The organism is Terrilactibacillus laevilacticus (assembly GCF_006517395.1).
Taxonomy (GTDB): Bacteria; Bacillota; Bacilli; order Bacillales; family Sporolactobacillaceae; genus Terrilactibacillus; species Terrilactibacillus laevilacticus.
Genome location: NZ_VDCY01000008.1, coordinates 87,862 through 112,123, shown reverse-complemented (window position 1 = coordinate 112,123; position 24,262 = coordinate 87,862). Strand labels below are relative to the sequence as shown.

Annotated in this window: 25 protein-coding genes and 3 pseudogenes; 22 read left to right on the top strand and 6 right to left on the bottom strand. The window is 34.8% G+C overall.

Annotated features, from left to right (window positions below; genetic code table 11):
- The first annotated feature begins 80 nt into the window (after window positions 1-80).
- The 9 genes and pseudogenes from FG390_RS10655 (at window position 81) to FG390_RS10615 (ending at window position 10,788) form a co-directional block, all read left to right on the top strand.
- Window positions 81-1,103 (top strand): coiled-coil domain-containing protein, encoded by a 1,023-nt coding sequence (locus FG390_RS10655; protein ID WP_141191012.1) that lies wholly within the window; start codon window positions 81-83, stop codon window positions 1,101-1,103.
- An 18-nt stretch (window positions 1,104-1,121) separates the two neighbouring features.
- A complete protein-coding gene (locus FG390_RS15920) occupies window positions 1,122-3,140 on the top strand; it encodes an McrB family protein (protein ID WP_219995058.1) in 2,019 nt (672 codons plus the stop codon).
- Window positions 3,124-4,971, top strand: a complete 1,848-nt coding sequence (locus tag FG390_RS10645; RefSeq protein ID WP_141191011.1) for a DUF2357 domain-containing protein — start codon at window positions 3,124-3,126, stop codon at window positions 4,969-4,971. The genes FG390_RS15920 and FG390_RS10645 overlap by 17 nt, the downstream gene beginning before the upstream one ends.
- Window positions 4,972-5,434: 463 nt before the next feature.
- Window positions 5,435-5,923, top strand: coding sequence for an ABC-three component system protein (locus FG390_RS10640; protein WP_181406466.1), 489 nt, complete (start codon window positions 5,435-5,437; stop codon window positions 5,921-5,923).
- Window positions 5,907-6,134, top strand: a complete 228-nt coding sequence (locus tag FG390_RS16255) for an ABC-three component system middle component 7 (protein WP_141191009.1) — start codon at window positions 5,907-5,909, stop codon at window positions 6,132-6,134. The genes FG390_RS10640 and FG390_RS16255 overlap by 17 nt, the downstream gene beginning before the upstream one ends.
- Window positions 6,109-6,912, top strand: coding sequence for an AAA family ATPase (locus tag FG390_RS10630; RefSeq protein WP_141191008.1), 804 nt, complete (start codon window positions 6,109-6,111; stop codon window positions 6,910-6,912). The genes FG390_RS16255 and FG390_RS10630 overlap by 26 nt, the downstream gene beginning before the upstream one ends.
- Window positions 6,885-7,727: a DUF2326 domain-containing protein gene (locus FG390_RS10625; RefSeq protein WP_141191007.1), complete on the top strand. Its 843-nt coding sequence runs from the start codon at window positions 6,885-6,887 to the stop codon at window positions 7,725-7,727. The genes FG390_RS10630 and FG390_RS10625 overlap by 28 nt, the downstream gene beginning before the upstream one ends.
- 411 nt (window positions 7,728-8,138) lie before the next feature.
- Window positions 8,139-9,098, top strand: a pseudogene (locus tag FG390_RS10620) (tRNA dihydrouridine synthase).
- A gap of 1,342 nt (window positions 9,099-10,440) precedes the next feature.
- The gene (locus FG390_RS10615; RefSeq protein ID WP_309147200.1) at window positions 10,441-10,788 is read left to right on the top strand and encodes a DoxX family protein; all 348 of its coding nucleotides are present in this window, start codon (window positions 10,441-10,443) and stop codon (window positions 10,786-10,788) included.
- 267 nt (window positions 10,789-11,055) lie between these two features.
- Here FG390_RS10615 and FG390_RS16065 read toward each other — a convergent pair.
- The 4 genes and pseudogenes from FG390_RS16065 to FG390_RS10590 form a co-directional block, all read right to left on the bottom strand.
- Window positions 11,056-11,291 (bottom strand): annotated as a pseudogene (locus FG390_RS16065) (SET domain-containing protein-lysine N-methyltransferase); the annotation flags it as partial.
- Window positions 11,292-11,730: 439 nt separating this feature from the next.
- Window positions 11,731-12,090: a YjdF family protein gene (locus tag FG390_RS10600; RefSeq protein ID WP_258311645.1), complete on the bottom strand. Its 360-nt coding sequence runs from the start codon at window positions 12,088-12,090 to the stop codon at window positions 11,731-11,733.
- 598 nt (window positions 12,091-12,688) lie between these two features.
- Window positions 12,689-13,234 carry a glutathione peroxidase gene (locus FG390_RS10595; protein ID WP_141191005.1) on the bottom strand — a complete coding sequence of 182 codons (546 nt, stop codon included), beginning with the start codon at window positions 13,232-13,234 and terminating at the stop codon, window positions 12,689-12,691.
- 560 nt (window positions 13,235-13,794) lie between these two features.
- Entirely contained in the window at window positions 13,795-14,244 is a 450-nt protein-coding gene (locus FG390_RS10590; protein ID WP_141191004.1) for a MarR family winged helix-turn-helix transcriptional regulator, read from the bottom strand.
- Window positions 14,245-14,431: 187 nt separating this feature from the next.
- Between FG390_RS10590 and FG390_RS10585 the strand changes: the two genes are divergently transcribed.
- The 11 genes and pseudogenes from FG390_RS10585 (at window position 14,432) to arr (ending at window position 19,964) form a co-directional block, all read left to right on the top strand.
- Window positions 14,432-15,283: an alpha/beta fold hydrolase gene (locus FG390_RS10585; RefSeq protein ID WP_141191003.1), complete on the top strand. Its 852-nt coding sequence runs from the start codon at window positions 14,432-14,434 to the stop codon at window positions 15,281-15,283.
- 207 nt (window positions 15,284-15,490) lie between these two features.
- A pseudogene (locus FG390_RS10580) lies at window positions 15,491-15,664 on the top strand (hypothetical protein); the annotation flags it as partial.
- Window positions 15,665-15,882: 218 nt separating this feature from the next.
- Window positions 15,883-16,128 (top strand): hypothetical protein, encoded by a 246-nt coding sequence (locus FG390_RS10575; protein WP_010023864.1) that lies wholly within the window; start codon window positions 15,883-15,885, stop codon window positions 16,126-16,128.
- The gene (locus tag FG390_RS10570) at window positions 16,128-16,532 is read left to right on the top strand and encodes a retropepsin-like aspartic protease (RefSeq protein ID WP_141191002.1); all 405 of its coding nucleotides are present in this window, start codon (window positions 16,128-16,130) and stop codon (window positions 16,530-16,532) included. The genes FG390_RS10575 and FG390_RS10570 overlap by 1 nt, the downstream gene beginning before the upstream one ends.
- A gap of 26 nt (window positions 16,533-16,558) precedes the next feature.
- Window positions 16,559-16,822 carry a PBPRA1643 family SWIM/SEC-C metal-binding motif protein gene (locus tag FG390_RS10565; RefSeq protein ID WP_141191001.1) on the top strand — a complete coding sequence of 88 codons (264 nt, stop codon included), beginning with the start codon at window positions 16,559-16,561 and terminating at the stop codon, window positions 16,820-16,822.
- 124 nt (window positions 16,823-16,946) lie between these two features.
- Complete coding sequence (locus FG390_RS15795; protein ID WP_181406465.1) at window positions 16,947-17,105, top strand: calcium-binding protein; 159 nt, start codon at window positions 16,947-16,949, stop codon at window positions 17,103-17,105.
- Window positions 17,071-17,400 (top strand): plasmid pRiA4b ORF-3 family protein, encoded by a 330-nt coding sequence (locus FG390_RS10560; RefSeq protein WP_141191000.1) that lies wholly within the window; start codon window positions 17,071-17,073, stop codon window positions 17,398-17,400. The genes FG390_RS15795 and FG390_RS10560 overlap by 35 nt, the downstream gene beginning before the upstream one ends.
- Window positions 17,384-17,647, top strand: coding sequence for an IS1096 element passenger TnpR family protein (locus tag FG390_RS10555; RefSeq protein WP_181406464.1), 264 nt, complete (start codon window positions 17,384-17,386; stop codon window positions 17,645-17,647). The genes FG390_RS10560 and FG390_RS10555 overlap by 17 nt, the downstream gene beginning before the upstream one ends.
- A gap of 184 nt (window positions 17,648-17,831) precedes the next feature.
- A complete protein-coding gene (locus FG390_RS10550; RefSeq protein ID WP_141190998.1) occupies window positions 17,832-18,224 on the top strand; it encodes a hypothetical protein in 393 nt (130 codons plus the stop codon).
- A 279-nt stretch (window positions 18,225-18,503) separates the two neighbouring features.
- Window positions 18,504-19,070 carry a DUF4256 domain-containing protein gene (locus FG390_RS10545; RefSeq protein WP_141190997.1) on the top strand — a complete coding sequence of 189 codons (567 nt, stop codon included), beginning with the start codon at window positions 18,504-18,506 and terminating at the stop codon, window positions 19,068-19,070.
- 480 nt (window positions 19,071-19,550) lie between these two features.
- Window positions 19,551-19,964, top strand: coding sequence for an NAD(+)--rifampin ADP-ribosyltransferase (gene arr, locus FG390_RS16295; RefSeq protein ID WP_246092839.1), 414 nt, complete (start codon window positions 19,551-19,553; stop codon window positions 19,962-19,964).
- A gap of 305 nt (window positions 19,965-20,269) precedes the next feature.
- Here the strand turns inward: arr and FG390_RS10535 are convergent, their stop codons facing one another.
- The gene (locus FG390_RS10535) at window positions 20,270-21,805 is read right to left on the bottom strand and encodes a multicopper oxidase family protein (protein ID WP_141191038.1); all 1,536 of its coding nucleotides are present in this window, start codon (window positions 21,803-21,805) and stop codon (window positions 20,270-20,272) included.
- Between the two features lie 233 nt (window positions 21,806-22,038).
- The gene (locus tag FG390_RS10530; RefSeq protein ID WP_141190995.1) at window positions 22,039-22,983 is read right to left on the bottom strand and encodes an SDR family oxidoreductase; all 945 of its coding nucleotides are present in this window, start codon (window positions 22,981-22,983) and stop codon (window positions 22,039-22,041) included.
- A 169-nt stretch (window positions 22,984-23,152) separates the two neighbouring features.
- On the opposite strand from FG390_RS10530, the gene FG390_RS15790 reads away from it, so the two are divergent.
- Entirely contained in the window at window positions 23,153-23,320 is a 168-nt protein-coding gene (locus FG390_RS15790) for a hypothetical protein (RefSeq protein ID WP_181406463.1), read from the top strand.
- 591 nt (window positions 23,321-23,911) lie between these two features.
- Entirely contained in the window at window positions 23,912-24,151 is a 240-nt protein-coding gene (locus FG390_RS10525) for a DUF6429 family protein (protein ID WP_155218728.1), read from the top strand.
- Window positions 24,152-24,262 lie beyond the last annotated feature (111 nt).

Genomic DNA, 24,262 nt, shown 5'->3' with positions numbered 1-24,262 from the left:
AGTTAACAATCTAGTATAATAAATCTAAATACATAGTTCTTTAGTGGTGCCATAATGAAAAAATGAAAGAGGAGAGATCTTTGGAAAACGAAATACCTAGTGATAAATTTTGGAAGATACTTAGGGATAGTTTAACAGAAGTACAGAAAAAAGAGTATATCAAGGAACATAGAAAAAGGATAGGGACAATTAATGTTCAGTATATAAAAAATGATTTGCAATGGAAGATTGCAGAGAAACAATTAGATATCATATTATCCAAACCGAAATATCACAAGATTCTACTTGATATTCACAAAAAAAATATTTTCCAAAAAAATGAGGAAGAAGTTTTAATAAATAAAGTTAGAGAGTTAAATATTGACCAGCTTTCTGAGCTAATAGCTAAAAAAGGGTTAATACACGTTTTAATACCTCTATATTCTGCTAACTGTATTGAGAAACTTAATAGTATTCTAACTAATGAAGCTTTTAATATGCCTGAAAAACAAGCCAAGCAAGAAGATCAGCAAGAAAATATCCTTAGGAATACATTAAAATCTTTGACAAAAAGAAACCACGATTTATCTTCAACCATTCTAAATTTAAAGAAAAAAGCTCAATTAAGTATTAAAAATCATAATGAAACAATCCGGAAAAAAGATGAAAAAATTAAAGAAATCAACACTCTTTATAAAAAATCCCTTTCTGAAAATGATAAATTAATTAAATCACTTGAAAGGCTAAAAGAAGATTTCGATAAATTAAATGAAAAAATTAATCAAAAAGATGAAGTTATTGGTAAATTGGAAGAAAGGATCAACAGCAAAGATGAGAAAGTCCATTTGAATTTAACACAATCAAAAAACATTGATATAAGTAAAAAGCAGAATAAGATTCTTGTTTTTGGCGACATCCCTAACAGCCTTATTAATAAATTAGAATGCGAATTCACCATTTTTAATGGAGACTATTTCAATTATAGTTTTATTGATGATTTTGATGAATACTGGTTAGTCGAAGACAAATTATCTGAAAAAGAAAAAGCCTATCTATATCGTAATAGAACATTTAAAACAATAAAATGGAAATATATCAAATATAGAGAATTGTTGATCATTTAATTTGGGAGGAGAAAATTTATGTTAAACAGTCCGGAATCTACTATTTTGGGAAACTATTACTTGGGAAGACTGGCCAAACCAGATGAGGTTCCTAATCACCTAGAGTCTATATTTGAAACAAATGGTCGATATAGAATTAATATTAAAATAGTTTCTGAAATTAAAGGAGACTTAGAAAAAGAATTATTGCCTCTAAACAATATTGTAAAGGCACTTGATAATAGAATTAGACCTGAATATGGATATGATAATAGGTCAAAAATTGAAAAAAGAAAGGAGTTGCAAAGAGACTTAAATACATCATTAATTGTTTTTCAGTTGGAAAGAAGAGAAGGGTATTATAATGTATATAACCCTGTTTTAAAGACAAAAAATTCAGATTATAACTCGGATGATGAATATGAAGCTATTCCTTATTTTAGGGTTAATAATGTTGATTATTTTATTAATCAACTTCATACCGGAAATCCTATATCTGAACTAAAACGACTCATGCAAAACAGTTTATTTGAGGACAAAATTTTTGACAATCACTTTATTCCTCCTTATATATTAATTCAAGAAGGAAATGATGATGTGTACGCATACGGCCCCCTTAACGATGTTAACTTATCAACTGATGGTGTAAGTTTAATATTCTCTAATGAGGCATCTAAAATTAGTACAAATGATGAAGATTTTTTACTAGATAATTATAGTAATGCAGATGGAAATGATGGAAAAAATGTAACCTGTTATTTTATTCAAAAGCATTGGTCGTATTCCTTCCTTGAAGCCCTTAAAAAAAACGAAACGCTTAAAATAAAAGAAAAGAAAATTGCTGATGATAAAAAAAATGATGCTTCCGATTTGCAGAGAAACGATTTAAATGGCGAAGAGATCACAGATACTAGCCCTAGTGGGGTCAGCATTGAACAGAAGATCCTCAAAAGATTTAAAAAAAGTGCTGAGAATAATGGGCTTTACTATGATGACGCTGATCTGGTAAATTTCCATACTGCAATGAAAACAGGTAATTTAGTTATCTTAGCAGGAATGAGTGGAACTGGAAAATCTAAGATTGTGAATTGTTATGCTCAAGCACTAGGGTTAGAAGATCGTGGCAACTTTAAAAAAATCCCCGTTCGACCATTTTGGCAAGATGATAGCGATTTGATAGGTTATCTTGATGTGATTAACAATATTTACAGGCCTGGAGATTCAGGGTTAATTGATTTTTTATTTGAAGCTGACAAAGAGGAGAACAAAGATAAATTATATATTGTGTGCTTTGATGAGATGAATCTTGCTAGAGTAGAACATTATTTTTCACAGTTTCTGTCTGTTTTAGAAGAAGATCCAAATGGACAAAGAAAAATAAGATTATATAATAGAGATTTTCAAAATCGACTGTATAACAGTCAAAAGTATAATGATACGCTGAATATTGGCGATAATGTATTATTTGTAGGTACTGTCAACTTGGATGAGTCAACGTTCCAGTTTTCTGATAAGGTTCTTGATAGAGCAAATGTTATACATTTAAAACTGCGTAATTTTAAAGAAGTCGCAGAGGCTGCTAAAAAAGCAAATGTTACTGATAGTATTGGTACAGCTACTTTTACAAAAGAGCAGTATTTTGGAACACGTCCCTTATCAATGGAGAATCAATCGTTTCAATTATTGGATAATGAATTAGATTTCTTATGGGAATTGCATGAGCGACTCCACAAGAGTAATGATAAGATCGGTGTCGGGTTACGTATTGTGCGTCAAATTGATTGCTATTTACAATGCCTACCTTCTACAGAATATTTGAGTCGAACTGAGGCCTTTGATTTGCAAGTTACGCAACGAATTTTGACAAAAATTAGCGGTGGGGAGGATCAATTAAATAGTCTAATTGGTACTTACGATAAGACAACAGATACGGTATCTAATAGTGAACTTTTAGATCTTTTTGAGAGATATAAAAAATCAGTTTCAGAATTGATTGAATCTCGAAAGAAGATAACTTCTTTAGCAAAGGAGTTATTAATGTATGGACATACCCTTTAAACTAATTATTAGAGAGTGGATTGGGGAAAAAAATGGTCAAGATCAATATTTAGAAACAGAATGTGATCATTATTTTCAACAGTCACCTAAACTTTATAACGAAGAAAACGTAATAATTATCACTGAAAATCGAGATATATTAATGCATTTTTCATCTTGCAATAAGAGTGCACGTCTTTATATTGACACTCTTGACTATTTCCATAGTTCCATTTGTAAAGAGGACGAAGATGAAAATATATATATTGAAGAATCAGAAGAAGAAATTGTCCTATTTAGTAATAAATTTAATACTGAAAGTAAGGACAATTATTATCCATTTATACCGGGTCTGTATAGGATCTATGTAACCATTAACGAAAAAAAATATTATGCATTTATTAAAGTAAATCCAAAACAATTAGACAGTGATGAATTGAGTTTACTTAGAGATGAGTTAGAAAGCTTCATTGAAAATCTTGCTCATGATTTAATTAATAACGAATCATCCACTCATACAAATAATGAGGATAATAATGCGTCATTAGCTAATCAAATGCTTTTACTTTCTCAAAATTATAATAAGTTAATGAATGTTCTTGGCGACATAAAAAAAAATCCTCGCAGTAAATTAATAAAAAAATATAATTTGATGGATTATTCGAGAGCCCATAATGTTGATCAGGTATCACTAAAATATTTATTAAAGCATTCGTCAGATACAAAAAAAAGAATATTATTGCCAAAAAATGAAATAACTAAAAATTTACCTGAAAATGCAATGATGATTACTTGTATAAAATTTTTTTTTAAAATCACAAAACAAATATTGATTTATCTTAATGATTTAAAACCGTTTGTTTTTAGAGAAAAAGAGATCAACTTTAGGGATCAACAAAAATACCAGAGAAGAATTAATATTTTTGATAGTACATATCTAAGATCAAAGCATCAAATAGATTGGGTAGACGACCAAGAAGAAATCATGCGAAAGTTAAACGCTGCTCTAAATAATTTTTTGTTAGAAGACTGGGTAAAAGAAGTTAATGTTAATAACCATCACCATCACGCAATTAGTCTATACTTGGATTCACGTTATCGTATGCTATATTCATTGTATAGAAATTTAAAAAGTATAAAAAAGAAAATCCAATTAGATGCAGAGTACGCTTACACATGGAAAAGAACTGATAAGCTTTATGAGATGTGGTGTTTTGTAAGGGTTATTGAAGCTTTAAAGACAGATAAGTTGGGTTTTATTCCCCAATCCGGTTGGATTTTTGGTGATAATGAATCTAATCCTTTATTAAGACAATGGCACGTTCCCTTTCTGGAGAGCAAAACAAAGATTTTATTTTTGGGTAAAAATAATTCTAAAATTCAATTGGTATATGACGAGGCAATCCCCAAAAGCTATTCAGGAACAGATTTCGATAATCCTGTTTATACGGAATTTCCACATAACAGACCTGATTGCAGATTGGATTACTATCAAAACGATATTTATTTCGGTAGCATAGTAATGGATTTTAAATACAGACCAGCTAATTCTATTGGTTCAGTCAACAATTATAATAATGATTATTATGCCTTTAAACAGCTTTTACAATATGATCATTTTGCTAGTTCATATGTAGGCAGAGCAAAAGAGTACAAACCCAAAAAAAGTGAGAAAAGACTCAAGAAACCAGTTACCGAGGTATGGGTATTTTATCCTCCTGCATCCTCTAATAAAAATGAGATTACTCCAAAAAATAATTGGTTAACAACAGTTCCATATGGACCAAAGGAAGGGTTAGAAAAGCTAGAAAACCTGATAATTAACGGAATAGACACTTTATGTGACGAATAAATAATCAATACTACACATTCGCTCTTAAAATGGAAAAGAAATTGAGTTAATTAGTAAAATGAAAAATAGCTAAGTTGAAGATAGAGAGACTTCTTTTGTATGGTTTAACTATTAGTAGAAATAAATGATGGAGAGGGTGATTGTAGATGAAAAACTTTAAAAGTATTTTAGAAGCAGATACGTATTTGCAACCACGTAGAAATTCAACAGAAGCTGAACTAAGGCTTTTTTTGAGAGAAGTAAATTATCATTGTCCACTTTGTGGTAAAGAATTACAATCACGCAAACAAAAAAATTATCAGAGAAAAGGTTTCAAATTGCACACATATATCCTAAGAGTCCTACAGTTGAGCAATACGATACTCTTAAAGCATCGGAGCGTCTAGGTAAAGATTCAGAATCGTTCGAAAACAAAATCGCTCTTTGCAGGGAGTGCCATGGTACACAAGATTTCCACACAACAGTGGAAGAATACCTAAAATTATTGGAGATAAAGAAAACTTGCTTAAGACAAACGGCGTTACATGATGCAACATTTACTCTAGGATTAGAATATGAAATTGAAAATGTTGTTGAAAAAATTTATGGATTGAAGGAATCTGATATATTAGGTATTAATTATAATGCGGTAGCCATAGCTGAAAAATTTGTATCAGATGAATTTTTATTGAAATCGAAAATTACAGGCTATGTTATGACTTATTTTACATACATACGTGACCTTTTTAAGAATATGGAAACAACCACGACATTTAATTTTGATATTTTTAGTGGTCAAATTCGGGCTTGCTTTATTAAAATGGATTCATCAGGAGCAGATAAAACTGAAATATTTGAAAGCATGGTAGATTGGATAAATATTAAAACACAAAATGTTTCTAGGCTTGCATGTGAAGCAATCATAGCCTTTTTTGTACAACATTGTGAGGTGTTTTATGAGATTACCAAGTAAAGTCACATCGTTTAAAGAAAGTTCATTGAGTAGGTTTCCGGTAATACTTGAAACTATTAATAAAAATTCTATGTCTCCATATGAACTATATGAAGATACAAAAAAGCATTTTTATAATATCGAGGATTTCATTGAAACACTGGATTATCTATATGCTTTGAATAAAATATCCTTTGAGACGGAAAATGGGAGAATTACAAATGTTATATGAAATAATGTGTGAAAAATTCAAGAAAAAACGGATAGAGTTCCACGATGGATTAAATACAATTCTAGGAACAAATGCTGGGGATAATTCAATAGGAAAATCATCATTCCTGTTAATTATAGACTTTGTTTTTGGTGGAAGTACTTATGCTCAAGCAGATGATATAATTAAAAATGTTGGTGAGCATAACATTTGTTTTTCTTTTAAATTTGAAAACGAATTCTTCTTTTTCTCAAGGGAAGTAGTTAACTATCATGACATTTGGCAGTGTAACGAGAAATATGAAAAACAACACTCTATGGATACTGACGAATTTTGTAATTGGTTAGATAAAAAATATAAAATACAACTGCCCTATTTAACTTTTCGCAATATAGTAAGTAGATACATTCGGGTATATGGGAAAGATAATGCAAATGAAAAATTGCCGCTACATAGTGTTTCAAATGAAAAAGCGAAAGATGCTCGCTCTGCTTTACTGAAATTATTTGATTATTATATGCCGATTCATAATTTATCTCAGCAAGCGAATAAATCCAACGAAGAATTAAAAACTTATCAAAAAGCCCAGAAATATAATTTCATATCAAATATCGGAAAACGAGATTTTTCTAGAAATGAAAAGGAACTAGAAAGACTTAATGTTGAACTAGAAGAATTAGCCAAAGATGTAGAAAAAGGCTTTGCTGATTTAGATGCTGAAATATCTGAAGAAGCTATTAGAATAAAAAAATACTTTCAAGAATCCGTAGATTGCGAAGTGGGGTTAAATCTCGTTTAGAAACAATTAAGGAGAATGCAGAATACAAGTTTTCCGTAACAACCAGTAATTTCGAAAAATTATTAGTGTATTTTCCAGATGCAAATGTACAAAGACTTGAGGATATTGAAAAATTCCACCATAAGATTTCTTCTATCTTTAAGGGAGAAATAGGTTCGGAAAAAAGAGGAATAGAAAAAGAACTGAAAGATTACAACGATCTGGTTAATACATATGAAAAACAATTAGAGGAGCTAATTAAAAACCCAAAACTATCTAAAACGGTGTTGTCACGTCATTCTGAGCTATTACGTCAAATAAACCTTTTGCAGAAAGAAAACGACGCATACGTACATTTGACCAGGCTTAAGGCAAATAAAAAAGATGATAATGAGCGATTGGCTTTAATAAGACAAAAACAATTTGCAATTCTTTCCAGTGAGCTGAATACTGAAATGAAAAACATTAATCAATTTATATATGGAGAAAATTATAATGCACCTGTTATAGATTTCTCAGAAAACAGTTACAGTTTCTTTACTCCCGACGATACAGGAACAGGTATCGCGTATAAAGGACTAGTTGTTTTTGATTTAACAGTATTAAAGTTAACAAAGCTACCTATAGTTGTTCATGACTCTATTGTTCTCAAACAAATATCTGATACGGCGTTAGAAAAGATATTGGAACTAGATGACAATAGTGAAAAACAAGTAATTATTGCATTAGACAAGCAGAATTCTTATACGGAAAAAGCTAATAAAATACTAAATACAAAATCGGTTTTGCGTTTAGCTCCCAATGGAGATGAACTGTTTGGACGTTCTTGGGGGTAATTAATATGTCAAGAATACTTTTGTCTCTTAATTCAGTTCCTAAAGTTGGTTTGTTTTTCCTTTTGCCTCAAATCTAAACCTATATATATTTCCATTAAATGCTTTCCAGCCTATACAATCAAAAAATCCTAGAGGTTCCCTGACTTGGTTTTCCCTAGATGAACATGCAATGCATGTTGAATTAGTTGCTTTACTGGAGAGAGAATTGTCTAATTGAACCAAAAGAAACATTTACGATTGCTGGGTCCAAAACGCCTTTTCTAATGAATTTTGTTACGTGTAAAATTATAGTAGTCAAAATGTATGTCGTTTGCTTTAAAGTGCTTAAGCATGCTATAAGTGTTAAGAAACCAATATTGGGGATAAAGATTTTGGTCAGGCATCCCATAATGTGAGGATTTGAATTTAACTATGAGTGATAATTTTTGGCGTGATTTGCCACGCCCTTTTTTTACACTGGCACCAATGGAAGAGGTGACGGATGTTGTTTTTCGCCATGTAGTGAGTGCAGCAGCCAGACCTGATGTGTTTTTTACAGAGTTTACAAACACGGAGAGTTATTGTCATCCAGAGGGAATCAATAGTGTGCGTGGGCATTTGACTTTTACAGAGGATGAACAGCCTATTGTCGCCCAAATATGGGGGATAAGCCTGAATGCTTTCGACAGATGAGTATTGGTTCTGGCGAAGCAAGGGTTCAGCGGTGTGGATATCAATATGGGCTGCCCGGTGCCTAATGTGACGGCGAATGGGAAGGGAAGCGGCCTTATCCTGCGTCCCGAAGTCGCAGCTGATTTAATACAAGCAACAAAAGCAGGGGGATTGCCCGTAAGTGTGAAGACAAGGCTTGGTTACACGGATATAGACGAATGGCACGACTGGCTAACACACCTATTGAAACAAGATATCGCTAATCTTACCATTCATCTGCGTACAAGAAAGGAAATGAGCAAAGTAGATGCCCATTGGGAACTGATCCCGGAGATTAAGAAACTTCGTGACCAGTTGGCACCAGACACACTTTTGACGATCAATGGCGATGTCCCTGACCGTCAAACCGGCTTGAAACTCGCTAATCAATATGGTGTGGATGGGATCATGATTGGGCGTGGAATTTTTACAAATCTATTTGCCTTTGAAAAGGAACCGAAAGATCATAGTAGTAAGGAACTGCTTGATCTCTTAAGGTTGCATCTGGATCTCCGTGATCAATATTCGGAAGAATTAGAGCTACGTCCGTTTACAGCTCTTCATCGCTTTTTTAAGATCTATGTCCGTGGTTTTCGAGGGGCAAGTGAATTAAGAAATCAATTGATGAGCACAAAGTCAACAAATGAAGTGCGTGCATTGCTTGATCGCTTTGTTAGTTGACAAGACAAAGACGATCTGGGGCCGCTATGTGATCTATGATCAAATTGGCGGGATACCTTCGTAATCTCTGCACGTTCTTTTTTCCAGGTCAACCCGATAAAATAGTGTTTCTTAGGATTTATCATTGTGAGAATACTAAATTATTAATGAAAGAGGGGCACAATGGTTTCTAAAGAGGTTCTAAGGTATATTCCAAAAGGAAAGAATGAAAAGGTGTGAACTAGGTCTTAATTGGAGCAAAAAAAGACACTCTCCTGTTTGATGAGTGTCTCACTTTTGTAAGGAAAATTGAGGTGAATTCCACTAACTCAAGTATTCAAAAACTTACTACACACTGCATTCTACGCACGTGGAGACGGTCGCATTGCTGGAGTTGAAATTGTAGCCGAAAAATAAACCCCTGTGCCACATAAAAAACTCATAGCAAAATGAAAATAATGTATTGGTACGCCTGTGGATAATGTGTGGGAAAAGTGTGAATAAAATGAAAGCGAAAGAAGGGTGGGAACAACATTCCCATCCTTTTTTATGTCCGAATAAGGGTGAGGAAAAAGCCTGGAAAGGATTGATGTAGCAAGGCATGAATGAATGTGAGAGGGGTTCTCCAAACCCCAAAAGCGTGTGAAAAAGCAGGAGAAAAGCCAAATCCCTGACCCCTAAATCCTTATCCCTGTACCACCACTTTATTATCATTGAAAATAATGTTGTGTGAAAAAAAGTTGAAGAAAAAAGTGAGAAAATGGGGGATGGTTGAAAAACTTTATTTTAAATGGGAAAAAATGCGAGCGTAGGAATGCGGGTTTGAGGGGGATGGAATGGCAGGACTATTTTTTCGCTGAACAGAAATTGTAAAACAATAATAAACACTTCCGAACCATATTAAACATTTCCGATTCGGAACCTGATTTCGTTAAAAAGGTTTCTTTGATAATGTAGACCACAAGTGGACGGCTCTTACAGCCCACACAGAAGGGAAATTTCTCCAAGACTATTTCCCAATCATTTATAGTTGCTGACTAAGAGCTTCAACAGATTCAAGTAAAAAAGTTATGGCTAAAGAAAAATGGCTCCACCACGCCTACTTCCAAGATCATGAGCCAAAATCAATTGTACGACTTGGTGAGACAGAACAGATAACCTTATTTGAATAAGTTATAAGGCGGCTTAATGTAATACAAATATCGAAGTACCTGGCACTTCGATATTTTTGTTTTATATGATTATATTTGATCTGGAACTAATATTGATTCAGAAATACTTATATACCCTGAGTGTAGTAGATTGAGATAATGCGATATACTAAAGAGACAATTACCCGAATATGAAAATATTGGAGTGAGTAATTAGGAGTATTGTATCTATTATTCTACAAATTATTTTAGGTATTATGTTTACTTTTCTAGGTATGACGGCACTAGCAGGGGCGAAAAAGGCATTAGAAAACTTTGAACATCTTAAATTATCAAATTGGTTTCGAATTTTAACGGGTTTCGTTCAACTTATCGGAGCTATTTGTATGATAGTTGGTATTTTGGTGCCTAGGCTTGCCGCATTTGGTGGTCTTTGGTTAACTGTGACAATGATCTTCGGAGCTTTCTTGCATCTTAGGATTAAAGCCCCTATTTCTACTGCCGTTCCTGCCATTGTTATTGGAATTATTTCATTTTTGGTATTTTTATTAAGAATTTAGTTATTACACTAGTACTAAGAAGTAGATAATCATTCTAGTCTGTTGTAAGCATGCATTAGCTAGGCATGACGTTGAACCTAAACATCATTTTTTACTATCCGATTTTGACATTCCTAGGAAAAAAGGTGAAGATCCAGATCCTGAAATAACTATGAAAGCATGCGCTTAATTTTCATTAACCAATGTTGATATTTCAAGCCCTTTAAATCGATGAAAATGAACAAACAGACCCTATCCTTTAAAAAGGAAAGCGTCTGTTTGTTCACCTTATTCCTCATTAAACCATAAGGATCATTATTATCACCATTATAGTTTATGAAAATTTCTTTTCCAGCTTTAGTATCTCTGTAAGCGTAGAAATTAAATGTATAGTTATTAGTATTGATCTTATAATTTGTATTAAGTTCATAGGAATGCTTAAATAGCATGCCATATCCAAGAAGGTTCGCACTATGATTTATCCCATATTCAAAAGCATAATCACCAATTAATGTTTTCTCAATTTTCTTTCTTCATTGATTCAAATTAACTGTAAGATGTATGATATAGGAAAGAAAGGCGCAATTTGTGTTAATAGTCTGTAAGACGCTTCGACATTAAAGTCGCAAAACATTGTTGATTGAGGCTAAATGAGCGTAATACAAATTTTATAGTAATAAAAAACGAAAAACATGAAGATAACTTATTTAGGATTAGCAAAAGTATTTCATTCAGCTACCTTAAAATTAAAAATGTCATGCAAAGAAAATTTTCATCCGTTAATCTGAGTTCCTAAACTGTTGTTAGCCTTGTCTTTATATTGAGCAGTAATTTTCAAAAAATGGGTAGATAATATATTTTGTTCTGACTATAGGATGACTAGTTATTATATTAAGATGGATGTCATTTCGTACCTAAAAATGTTACACTGACAACAAATGTTGTCAGTGTTTAGAAGTTGTGCTATCTGCCTCTATGTTTGTTTTCGGCTTTTTGAACCTTGATCTTTCGTATATAGGCTTTCTTATCTTCTTTCAGCTGCTTATCATTTTCAGCTTTTTCTTTTTTGCTTGTTTCAAATTCATCTTTTAAAGCTTCCTGAGCTTTTGTAGAGATTGAACGCTTTTTTAATTCTTTAGCAACTTTTCTTTGAAGCTTTTTTGAATTGATTTTTTTTTTGTGACGTTTTTCAATGGGGATACCACATTGTTTATGGGTGTCAATCAATTTGAGAAGCCTCTTGTTTACAAAATCAAGTACATCTTGATCCTTTGGTTCTTTCCCAAAAATATAGCGATAGGCTTTGATTCTGTTGCCAGACACAACTTCGATAAGCCCTACATAACATAAAATTGACCATTGTAATAAATAGTTAACTTCATTATAGGTCCCTCCTCTAGTAATTGATTAGAATGATGGACATCCCGAGGAGGGGAAGGTTACTGACATCCAATCAGGATGTATCCGGACTACCAACCGAATTGTGTTTTTTCATTCTTACTCTATTATAAATGAAACTTATTATTATTTTAATTAACTAGTTTTCTATTTATTAAAGGATTTAAATAAAATATCAGCTTATTTTTCTAAGATAATTTTAAAAATTTAAGTTACTACATTTGGCTTGAGTGGAGAAATCACTTCGCACTCCAACGGCTGCTCTTCGGGGTTTTTCTGATGTTCCATACTTTGACGAAGTCGATACGAAAAGTTTATGTCGAAGTGACAGGCAGAGCGACCGAGCTTAGGTCGTAACATATAGCGGGTCTGTTTTTTACCTCTTAAATAACGCGGTAAACCGTATCACAAGTAGTGCGGATATATATTTACAGTATTAGATATTTGTTTTATAAAAATAAGCCCAACACTTGCATGAAGTTCATTTTGAGCTCCGACATGTTGGACTTTATTTATATACTACTTATAGTAAAGACCGAATAGCTTGCTCGATATCCATTATAGAATCATATGGCTCAAAACGAGCAACAACATTCCCTTTACGATCCACTAAAAACTTTGTAAAGTTCCAACGAATATTATTACCAATTAAATAATTTGGATAATGTTCACGAATTGCATCGAATAACATTTTTTGTTGTATCGTATTTTTTTCAAATTCCGATGCATCAACTTCATGTTTTAAATAATTAAATAAAGGATGAGTTTTATCGCCATTCACATAGATTTTATCAAAAACCGGATACCTAACACCAAATTGCCCCTTACATTGGGCAGCTGTCTCTAAACCGTTTTCCGGATTCTGATTGCCAAATTGATCACACGGAAAAGAAAGAACTGTAAATCCATCTTGTAGGTACCTTTCATATAACTTCTGTAAATCTTCGTACTGATATGTAAACTGACATTGACTTGCGGTGTTGCAAATTAGCATTACTTTATCTTTATAAGTTTGCATAGAGAGAATATCTCCGTTAGGCTTCTGCACTAAATAATTATAAATACCCATTAAATAACCTCCATTTATAGAAATATTAGTATATACGAATTATAGAAGATAGTCCAAAAGTTTATTTTACAAGTAAATTATCTCAAATAAATTAGTAGGAACTGTTTGAAGGAGAAACTATTGTATTTGTGAGTGATATCGAGTTAATTTCGACAGCGATGTCATTACTTGAACATCTAGATTTGTTAGCACGAATGGTGGAGATGAATCTGCTGTTCTTTATCCAATTGCAAGTGTTTTACAAGTCGGACCATACACAAAAAATGTTGATGAGAAACTGTAACAAGATTATAAAACATTGCCATTTTCAAGGATTCAAATGTCCATTGGTAATGAACATAGCGACTCTTCCTATGGCGTCATAGAACAATTACTATGCTTTAGTTGAATAACATACTCCACAATCGGGGCGCAATTCTAGAATAAGTGTCTCTTTTCTTCTTAACTAATGAGTGTTTTAATAAACAAGGCTTAAGATAATAATCATATCAGAATAGTTATTACATCGTACATAGAAAAAATCCACTCTTAGGTATTAGAGTCGTTTTTTTCTATTGCATCTATTTCTCAGCTATTCCATTCAGCTGATGTAACAGGCGCTTGGTTGTTTCGTTTATTTCATCCAATTCCTTTTTATTCATGCCAGTTGCATCGAATAAGGATTGCGGAACACACGATGCCTTCTCCTGTAGTGCTTTGCCAGCTTGCGTTATAAAAATGTTCATGACGCGTTCGTCCACTGTGTCACGGCGACGCTCGATGAGTCCGGCAGCTTCCATACGTTTGAGTAGGGGAGTCAGTGTACCTGTATCAAGATCAAGCACTTCACCCAGCTCTTTAATGGTTCTTTGTGGCTTCTCCCACAAGGTAACTAAGACTAGATACTGAGGATAAGTGAGCTGAAGTTCGTCTAGGTAAGGGCGATAAAGTCGTAAGATGGCCCGTGAACAGGCATACAATGAGAAACATAAGTGGTCCTTTAATTTAAGATTATTTGGGTTAGTTTCCATGGTTACACCTCTAATAATTAATATTTCTCTCATTAATAATTTAACATACCTTCTATACGATAAAAAGTATTTTGCGAAACTTAATTGTTGACAACATTTTGAAATGAAGGTAAGATGTACTTACAAATTAAGTTTTGCACAATACAATTTTGCAAAATTTAAAATAAAAATAATGGAGGAATTTATAATGAGTAAACTTACAGTAGGATTAGAAAATGGTGCACCGATTGAGCTTCACATTGAGGATGTAGGATCTGGAAAACCAGTAGTATTAATCCATGGTTGGCCACTTAGTGGGAGATCTTGGGAAAAACAAGTACCAACATTAGTGGAGGCTGGTTACAGAGTAATTACGTATGATCGTCGTGGATTCGGTCAATCTTCACAGCCATGGAATGGGTATGAATATGATACGTTAGCGGCAGACCTACACAAAATACTGGAGCATCTTGATCTTCGTGACGTAACATTGGTTGGCTTCTCGATGGGTGGAGGCGAGGTTGCTCGTTACATCGGTACATACGGAACAGAGCGTGTATCAAGAGCTGTACTAGCAGGGGCAGTACCTCCGTACCTTTACAAAACTGAGGATAATCCGGACGGCGGATTTGACGATTCAATAATCAACGGCTTACAAGATGGAGTAAAGGCAGATCGAATTGCATTCCTCGATAACTTTACGACGAACTTCTTTGCATCTGGGGACAGAACAGATTTAGTGAGCGAAGAATTCCGATTATACAATCGTGACATTGCAGCATTTGCTTCACCAAAGGGCACACTTGACTGTATCGCAGCGTTTAGTAAAACAGACTTCCGTGGTGATTTAGATAAGTTCAACGTACCAACACTAGTTATTCACGGTGATTCAGATGCTATCGTTCCATTGGAAGTCAGCGGGCAAAAAGCGCATGAACGCATTCCGAACAGTCAGCTTGTAGTAATTAAAGGTGGTCCTCATGGGTTTAATGTGACACACGCCGAGGAGTTCAATGCGGAACTGATTCAATTTTTGAATACTACTGAATCAGATATATAATAAATTTTAATATAAATAATGAAGGCACCAAATTGGGTGCCTTCATTTATATCAAAATTGGTATTTACGTACCGTTTTTTCCGAAACTGATGTATCAGAACAATTAAGTAAATTGTCCAAGAAAAATTAGGACATTTCATCAAACTGATTGAAAATAACAATCCCGTGCTTCAATGCGGAGGGTGGTGCCTGTCACCACCCGGAATTATGATCGACATGAAACCAAAACGAATCGTGTATGTATCTTGTAACCCAGCCACATTGGCAAGAGATTTGAGAGTATTAGAAGCGGGTGGGTTTAAGACGGTTGAGGTACAGCCAGTGGACATGTTTCCGCAGACGATGCACGTGGAGTTGGCTGTGCAACTCAATTTAAAATAGTAGAAAACTTGCCCAGTCTTAAGACTGGGTTAAAGTCTTTAAGAAGCACTTAATTTAATAGGGATTGGAAATTTGTTATTGTAACGGCACAATTATTTCGGAGCCTGTTTTGTTCTTAAGTGTGATAAGCACCTGAACATCTACTCTATTGTATGATATTTCTTTTTGAATGAATTATAATAAAAGTAAAGGTATTGGTAAGAGGAGGGCAGGATAAAATGAAATGGCAAGAAGCGAGGGAGCTATTCCCAAATCAGTTTCTTTTGGTTTCAATTCTTGATTATCATGAAGAAGGTGACAAGAAAATTGTTGATGAAGTAGCCCCAATAAGAACCATTTCCGAAAAAGATGCAAACAAAGAATTCTTCCGTGCTAAAGAAGGAACTATTGTTTATCACACATCTAATGAAGAATTTGTAATTTACATTCGCAGAGATCCTTTAATGAAAGTGAGAAGAATCTAATGAAGCTTTCATATGATGGGCAACTTATTACAACAACTCTTTATGTGGAATTTCGTGGAATGGCATTAGAAATTAATGATGTAATCGTCGATACAGGATCTTCTCATACAGTAATTAACCCGGATATTTTGGAGAAAATTGGAGTTAGATATGAAAATGGGGACGTGATTTATGAAGCTTATGGGATAGGTGGAACTGTTCCGTTTTATACAAAAGTTATGGACAATGTTAAAATTGATACATTTTCTATTAAGAATTTTGAAATAGATATAGGAATGTTGCCTAATAATCACAATGGATTACTAGGGTTAGATATTTTAAAATCATATAACTTTACAATTGACCTAGAAAACTTGGAGTTAAATCCTTCGAATAATAATATACAAAAAAGAATAAAAAAATAAAATGGCAGGGATAACTATGGCTAAAATTGGGGACAAATGATAGACCAGCAATCGTGCGTGTTGCAAATGAAGAAAAAGCTAATGAATTATATAATGTTTGTGAAAGTAGGGGGTGGAAGGTCATTATTGGTATTGAACCTGACAAACCAGAAGATATTTCGGATATTCAAAGATTGCTAGGTTTAAAAGTTGAAAATACAAAAACGATAGTAAATGAAGAACAAATCGGCAGAAATGACCCATGCATTTGTGGAAGTGGTAAGAAGTATAAAAAATGCTGTGGTAAGTGACAAGCAGCCTTCAAGATTGGGCGTAAAGAATATTGGAGGAATGCTAAATGATCGATAGGGATCAAGACAGAAGAATATTACAGGTAATTCAAGATTTAAAAGGTGAATATGAAATATTAGAGGCATGAAGAACCATATTAAACAAGTGGTTAAATTTCCTTTTAAAGATGAAATAGTTGAAGTGCAGGATTCAAATTTAATCGTTAAACAAGGAGATCGATTAAAGGTTCATTCGATAGAAGACATCGATGACAAGTATGGAATTATTGCACCTAAATATTGAACCACCCATTTGGAGAAGATTGCTTATTCCAAGTGGTATAACCTTTCATAAATTTCATAAACTTATTCAAGCTGCTTTTGATTGGCAAGATTACCATCTATATTTGTTTGATTTTAATGATTTCTTTGTTGTCAATTCCGATCCAGATACACCGTTTCATAATATTGAAAAGAATCCTAAGAAGGTAAAGATTGATCCTGTCTTTAAAGAGTACAAGCAGTTTTTATATGAGTATGATTTTGGGGATTCTTGGATGCATGAAATTGTTGTTGAGGAAGTTGGGATTTCCGGATGAAGACCTGAAACATCCAAAATGTATTGACGGTGAACGCCAGAGACCGCCCAAAGATGTTGGCGGTGTAGGCGGTTATGAAGAGTTTTTAAATATTATTAATGATCCAAACCATGAAGAATATGATGAAATGCTTCATGGGCGGAAAAAGACTCCGGGAAAATTTGGTGCATGTCACTTGTCGAATCATTGGTTGAAACCAGATAAAGGATTTAAACCAGATATGGATTTTTGTGACATAGACAAATAAACTTGTGATTTAATAATTGATGAGGAAAATAAAAAAGGAACAAAGAAACTTCTTTCAGATCCATATGCATAGGTATAGAATTATGTTCAGTAAAGAGATTTTATATAATTCAGATAAAATAAATTAGAATTTGAACGCCAATTTTGAACTGCAAATTATTCATATTATAAGGAGGATAAGGAAAATGAAGATTCTTTTTGATGAAACATACGCTTCAAATGACGGAAAGCAAGCGAGCAGGAATATTTGGTATGGAGATGCTGATATCTATGTTGACGGTGAGTACGGAAAAGTCATTGGGCTTAATGAAAGTTTAATGAATAATCTATGCAAAATAATAAAAAACGACTTATCCAAGTACGCTGCTCATGCCCCTACCGAAACTAACTGGTATTTCTACGGAAGTGCTGTAACTCAGGATGATATTGGCGACAATAGCCGTTCGACAATTATGGTTCGTGAGAGATCTGGCGAGTTTATATCCAATTTTAATATCAGTGACCACGATTTTGCTTTAAATATTGATGCCATTCTATTGTTTAAGGAAGATTTTGAAAAACGTTTAGCGAGTCATTGACGAATAGTAGCAGTATAAGCATATTATGGAGCAGTCAAATTGCAATTTGTCGATGAGATAATGAGCACAATCTGTATTTGAAGTTAAGACGCATCTTTCTTTTATATGAATGCAGTTGATATGTTCCCGTCTACCGATAGTCCCAAAAACGCAGTGGATATGTTTCCAAGAACGGACATACTCAAATGACATTCATTCTGTCCTCTCGAGTCACGTGGAGACGGTAGCACTGCTACAAAGGAATTTGTAACTAAACAATAGGAAACGAGGAGTTCTGGAATGAATAATGAAAAAAGGAAGTTGTCATCAGAACAACGTGAAGAAATACTCGGTGTATTGAAAGCCCGTTTTGAGAAAAACATGAATCGTCATAAAGGACTTGAATGGATTAATGTACAAGCAAAGCTAGAAACTAATACTGAAAAACTATGGTCCCTGAATAAAATGGAAATAACTGGCGGTGAACCGGATGTTGTTGGTCACGATATACAGACGGACGAATACATTTTTTATGATTGTTCAGCGGAAAGCCCTAAAGGTCGCAGAAGTTTTTGTTACGACCGTGAGGCACTGGAATCAAGGAAAGCACACAAACCAGAAAACAACGCTTTGGATATGGCTGCTGACATGGGTATTGAGATATTAACGGAAGAACAATACCGGGAGATGCAGAAACTTGGAAATTTCGATACTAAAACATCGAGCTGGGTGAAAACACCTTCTAATATTAGAAAACTCGGTGGGGCCATCTTTTGTGATCGTCGCTACGACACTGTCTTTGTGTACCACAATGGAGCAGAGAGCTACTATGCTGCCAGGGGTTTCAGGGGCTCGTTAAGGGTCTGAATTTCGGTTGAAACGCAGCCAGGTGAAAGGACGCTAAGTTTGGTGCGTGTCACTTGTCGAATCATTTTACTATGAAAACGGTGGTCTTTCTTTTAATTTTGATCTATTTACCACACTAGGCACCTATATTGGAGGTAAGATTAGATGAATATAAAATTTGATCCCAATAATGTCGTTATTAAACTATGTATGAGTGGGATGGGAATGGAAGAAAACGGAAACACTGAGGGATCAATAACGATGTTTCTTAAAGCATGGCACGAAGCAACAGACGACTATGAAAGATTTATTGCAGCTTACCATTTAGCTCGTCAACAAAAGAGTATTACAGACAAATTAAAATGGATGGAAACATCTTTACAGTGTGCACTAAATATAAATGATGATAATGTTAAGAGTGCATACTCAACGTTATATTTAAACATTGCCAAATGTTATGAGGAGTTGTGTGATTCTACTAATGCAAGAAGAAATTATGAATTGTCAAATTCATATAAGGGTGCGCCTTCTGATGAAGGACCATTTTATCATGGGACAAAGGCAGATTTGCAGGTTGGCGATTTATTAATAGCGGGTGGAAATTCAAATTACAAACCTGATCTTAAAATGAACCATATTTATTTCACTGCTAATGCCAATGGTGCAGGACTTGCAGCAGCATTAGCAAAAGGAGAAGGAAGAGAACGCGTTTATATAATAGAACCAACAGGTGAATTTGAAAACGACCCAAATGTTACTGACAAAAAATTTCCTGGTAACTTAACACGTTCTTATCGCTCAAAAGAGCCTTTAAGAATTATTGGTGAAGAAACAGAGTGGGTGAAACTGACAACTACGGAACGACATAAATGGCGCGAAAATTTAGCTAAAAACAAGGGTGAAATTATTAACTAAAATATTTAATGGTGTGATAGTCGAAGGTCGATATGTTCCCGTCTACTGATAGTGCAAAATGTGTCATGGATATGTTTCCACCTACAGAAAACTCAAATGACATTCTTTCTGTCCTCTCAATCCATTTCGAGTGTGTGGTGCAACTTCATCGGGAAAGTTTGGTGCCTGTCACTTGTCGAATCATAATAGTCTGAACTTCTTAGGTTCTAGTTGGAAAGTAAACTCGGTAAATTAAATTGTAAATAATTAAGATAACATTAAGAACCGCCCCGGTGTTTCAAGTTAATTTTGACAGGCGCCGATTATTATCGGATAACAATATACGGTCTCATCATCTCATAATCCTCGTGCTCCAAGATATGACAGTGCCATACATATAACCCGGTAAATGGTCCGAACTGCATGATTATTCGAGTAACTTGCTTCGGATTAGCTCGAACGGTATCTTTCCATCCTCGTTCTTGTGGTTCCGGTGGCATTGCCGGACCTGTATATTCGATAACCTTCTCCTTGTTAAATTTTTCAACATCGAAATTCCTTCGGTCAAGTATTTGAAAATCAATTAAGTGAAGATGAATTGGGTGTGAATCATCAGTTACGTTGATGAGGTACCATATTTCGGTTGCCCCTAATTTTGGATTTTCTGATATAGGTGCATCCCATGGTTTATTATCCAATAGCATCCATTCACGACCGTACTGATCCATATTATCATTTAATGTTAGGCATCTTACTCTCGTAACTGACTGTTCTTTTGTTTTTGGAACAGGTATCATATGAGCCGGAATTGTACTAGTGTCAACACTTGATAAAGGAAGAGTTACTCTAAATTGCATCACTTGACCAACCGTATTTGGATCCGGTTTGTCACCCCCTGGAAAAGGAGCGGGGGCATCATTTGTCATGATAATATTCTTCCCTTCTAAATTGGTAAAATCAATGATCACATCTGCTCTTTCTGCAGGGGCTAACATGATTTCCTTGAGACCAACTGGATATTCCAGCAACCCTCCATCAGTCGCAATTTGATACATAAGTTGTCCAGAATCAAGCTTAATCCTATAGAAACGAGTGTTAGATGCGTTTAAAAGCCTAAAGCGGTATTTACGTGGTTCCACTTTTAAATAAGGCCATACTTTACCATTTACTAGAATCGTATCCCCAATAAATTTAGGAGTAATCGACATTTCTAATTCAGGAATCGGTTTTTCTGGTTGCTTCGGGTAGTAAAGAGAACCATCCTTATTAAATGTCTTGTCTTGTATCATAAGAGGAATCTCATATTTCCCACTCGGTAAATTCAATGAACGTTCTCGATTTTCTCTGATAAGATAAAATCCCGCCAAACCTGCATAAATATTTAGCCTCGTAATACCAATCGTGTGGTCATGATACCATAAAGTGCAGGCATGATTACAATTATCATATCGATAGATTTGCTTTCTAAAATATGGCCCCACTTGTTTGAATCCCTTTGTAAACCAAGCCTCTGGGTAGCCATCGCTTTCCCATTCAACACAAGCTCCGTGTACGTGCACGACTGTTCTTACATCAGGCACGTCCCGATGGGCACCATGAACCGTATAATCGATTGGAAAAAGATGCTTATCAGGAAGGTTGTTAATCCATTTAATAAACACTTTTTCTCCACTTTCGACTTCAATTGTAGGTCCTGGATATCCATCTTCGTACCCCCAAACAGTTGTGTCATTTAACTGACTATGAAGTGATTGACGTAATTCAGTCATATTTACTTCGTAATAAGTATAAAACTGATTTTTCCATCGAGGTTTTAAAATAGGTGGGATGGGTAATTCGTCTATAAATTTAGAGAGAATCATCATTCGCCTCCTTTATAACATACCGTAATGTCAAAAAGTTAATAATCCTTGATTTAATGGGCTATAAATGTTAAAAACTTGCCAATCCCATAGTTTTAGATTAAAAGTGAGGTTACCACAGGCAACACCTAATCCCTAACACCGAGGAACTGACAAGTCGTACCCTCAATTATTAACTTATTTAATGGAATCAAGCATCAAGATTAACTAATCTTACTGATTTGACTAGTTTCTTATGATGATGTCAGCTCTCCACCATTAACATGAATGGTTTGGCCAGTAACAAATCTGGAATCATCAGAGGCAAGATAGACATACGCTGGCGCAAGCTCAAATGGTTGGGCCATTCTCTGCATCGGATTACCGGAACCTAATATAGCGACCTGATCTGCAGAATATGTTGACGGCTGAAGCGGAGTCCAGGTTGATCCTGGTGCTACAGCATTGACCCGAATTCCCTTATCTATAAGATTATTGCTTAAAGCACGAGTAAAGCCAATAATCGCTGCCTTCGTTGATGTATAATCAATCAATTGTGCAGGACCTTTAAAAGCCACAACCGAAGATGTATTAATAATTGAGCTACCTGGTTTCAAATAGGGAAGCGCCGCTCTAGTTGTGTAAAAATGAGAATAGATATTAACTTTAAAGGTGTCTTCGAATTGTTCGTCAGTGATATCGAGTAAACTTGGTTGCTGGAACTGGATACCCACATGGTTAACAAGGATATCCAATCGTCCGAATGATTGGATCGTTTGTTCCACAATGGAGATACATTGAGTTTTGTCTCGGACATCACCTGGCAATAAAATGCAACGCTGGCCGAGTTGTTCGATCCGTGCTTTTGTTCTGTTTGCATCTTCATGTTCATCCAAGTAGGAGATAGCAACACTAGCGCCTTCTTTAGCAAACGCAATCGCTACAGCTGCTCCGATACCGCTGTCCCCACCTGTGACGAGGGCGACTTTCCCTGTTAATTTGCCGCTTCCCCTGTACTCTGGATTTTCAATAATAGGCCGGGGAACCATCTGTTTTTCCACGCCCGGTTGTCGAAGTTGACGTTGTTCAGGGACATTTATCGGAATTTCCTCATAGCGAGTTATTACCCCGTAATTTGGATATAATGGATAATTTCCATCGGTGATTTTCTTCTGATTTTTTTGCTCATTCTGTTGCATTGGAGACCTCCTTGCAGTAATAGAAAATACCGTTTTAGATTATGTTACATGGGCGCACCTAGTGCATGTTCCAATCCAAATTGTTTAAAGCGGATGAAAGAAGTACTTGCTCTTTATTAGAAGTAGCTGAATAAGGTGTATTAGGTAAATTTAAGAGGAGGTTATTCGCTTGTTTCAATATAGTCCTGAAGTCAAATTATTACTAGTGAATTTTTCTGATGAAAAAGTAGAGATGCTCTATAATAACAACCCTTACACTTGGTCAATGCCGTTAATAGGACCTAGACCGCCCTATTATACTAATCCTCGTTACGTACAAACCTATCCCATAATCTAATGAGGGTGGTGCCAATCACCACCCGAAATATAAAAAGGGGACAGGTTGGAGGTTGAAAGTGTGAAAAATGAAGGGAAAAAGTGGGTTCCCTTGACCTTAATTCCTGTTCCCTGTGCCATGACTTTATTATCATAATAAATAAATTTGTGGCAGAAGAAACGCGTCAAAATTTGTGAATATGAGTAATTCATACAGTGTATGTTCAAAAAGGTGACAAATTAGTAGCAAGAAGATCAAGGCGGCGCTGTTTTGAGGACCGGAATGTAGGTTTTTACTACATGAGGACCGGAAAAACGAGCGGGCGCCGAGATTCGTAGCTTATCATTTGTTGACTTTTTGAACAACCTCATACAGAAAAATTTTGAGAAAAGAGGCGTAGCAGGACTTTATTTTTACTTAACAAGAGTAATAATTAAAAGGCAATTGGCCCAGCGGCAAAACAGGACTTTTGTAAGTAACTAGTAAACCGTACTAGTGTCTATCAATACCGATGTTTTTGAAAATATTCAGGGGATTTTTCCTAACACATTGTAAATTACTCATATCCAAATAAGCTAAGGGAACACTTATGGAGAAAAGGTGTGGATGGAAATGGAGGAAAAGATTAAGGAACATACTTTGTTATTGGTATATTTAACATCATGGAAAGAGGATGAACTGTATGAAGAAATGAGAAGAAGCTGGAAGGGCTATCCGTTTGATGTCTTAAATGAACTTACTGACGAGGATTTTATTCGTGGAAGTATTAGATCTAAATCTGTCTATTTAACTGAAGCGGGTATCATAGAAGCTAAGGTTTTAATGAAGAAATACCAAGTTAATGATGTCTAAAGGATAAAAGCAAGGAAATAATTATTTACAAAGTAAAATGGCAGTCTCTTCTTGTGATTCTGATTGTGATTGATGAAATGAAAGTTAAATTAGTGACAGATTAAGGGGAGA

Bases quoted from the DNA above. Each gene is read 5' to 3' on its own strand.
- FG390_RS10575 (WP_010023864.1), top strand. From the start codon at position 15,883: ATGAAATGGCAAGAAGCGAGGGAGCTATTCCCAAATCAGTTTCTTTTG.
- FG390_RS10535 (WP_141191038.1), bottom strand. From the start codon at position 21,805: ATGATTCTCTCTAAATTTATAGACGAATTACCCATCCCACCTATTTTA.
- FG390_RS10645 (WP_141191011.1), top strand. From the start codon at position 3,124: ATGGACATACCCTTTAAACTAATTATTAGAGAGTGGATTGGGGAAAAA.
- FG390_RS10530 (WP_141190995.1), bottom strand. From the start codon at position 22,983: ATGCAACAGAATGAGCAAAAAAATCAGAAGAAAATCACCGATGGAAAT.
- FG390_RS10590 (WP_141191004.1), bottom strand. From the start codon at position 14,244: ATGGAAACTAACCCAAATAATCTTAAATTAAAGGACCACTTATGTTTC.
- FG390_RS15795 (WP_181406465.1), top strand. From the start codon at position 16,947: ATGAAGAACCATATTAAACAAGTGGTTAAATTTCCTTTTAAAGATGAA.
- FG390_RS10525 (WP_155218728.1), top strand. From the start codon at position 23,912: ATGGAGGAAAAGATTAAGGAACATACTTTGTTATTGGTATATTTAACA.
- FG390_RS10630 (WP_141191008.1), top strand. From the start codon at position 6,109: ATGGGAGAATTACAAATGTTATATGAAATAATGTGTGAAAAATTCAAG.
- FG390_RS15920 (WP_219995058.1), top strand. From the start codon at position 1,122: ATGTTAAACAGTCCGGAATCTACTATTTTGGGAAACTATTACTTGGGA.
- FG390_RS10545 (WP_141190997.1), top strand. From the start codon at position 18,504: ATGAATAATGAAAAAAGGAAGTTGTCATCAGAACAACGTGAAGAAATA.
- FG390_RS10585 (WP_141191003.1), top strand. From the start codon at position 14,432: ATGAGTAAACTTACAGTAGGATTAGAAAATGGTGCACCGATTGAGCTT.
- FG390_RS10560 (WP_141191000.1), top strand. From the start codon at position 17,071: ATGACAAGTATGGAATTATTGCACCTAAATATTGAACCACCCATTTGG.
- FG390_RS10595 (WP_141191005.1), bottom strand. From the start codon at position 13,234: ATGGGTATTTATAATTATTTAGTGCAGAAGCCTAACGGAGATATTCTC.
- FG390_RS16255 (WP_141191009.1), top strand. From the start codon at position 5,907: ATGAGATTACCAAGTAAAGTCACATCGTTTAAAGAAAGTTCATTGAGT.
- FG390_RS10570 (WP_141191002.1), top strand. From the start codon at position 16,128: ATGAAGCTTTCATATGATGGGCAACTTATTACAACAACTCTTTATGTG.
- FG390_RS10550 (WP_141190998.1), top strand. From the start codon at position 17,832: ATGAAGATTCTTTTTGATGAAACATACGCTTCAAATGACGGAAAGCAA.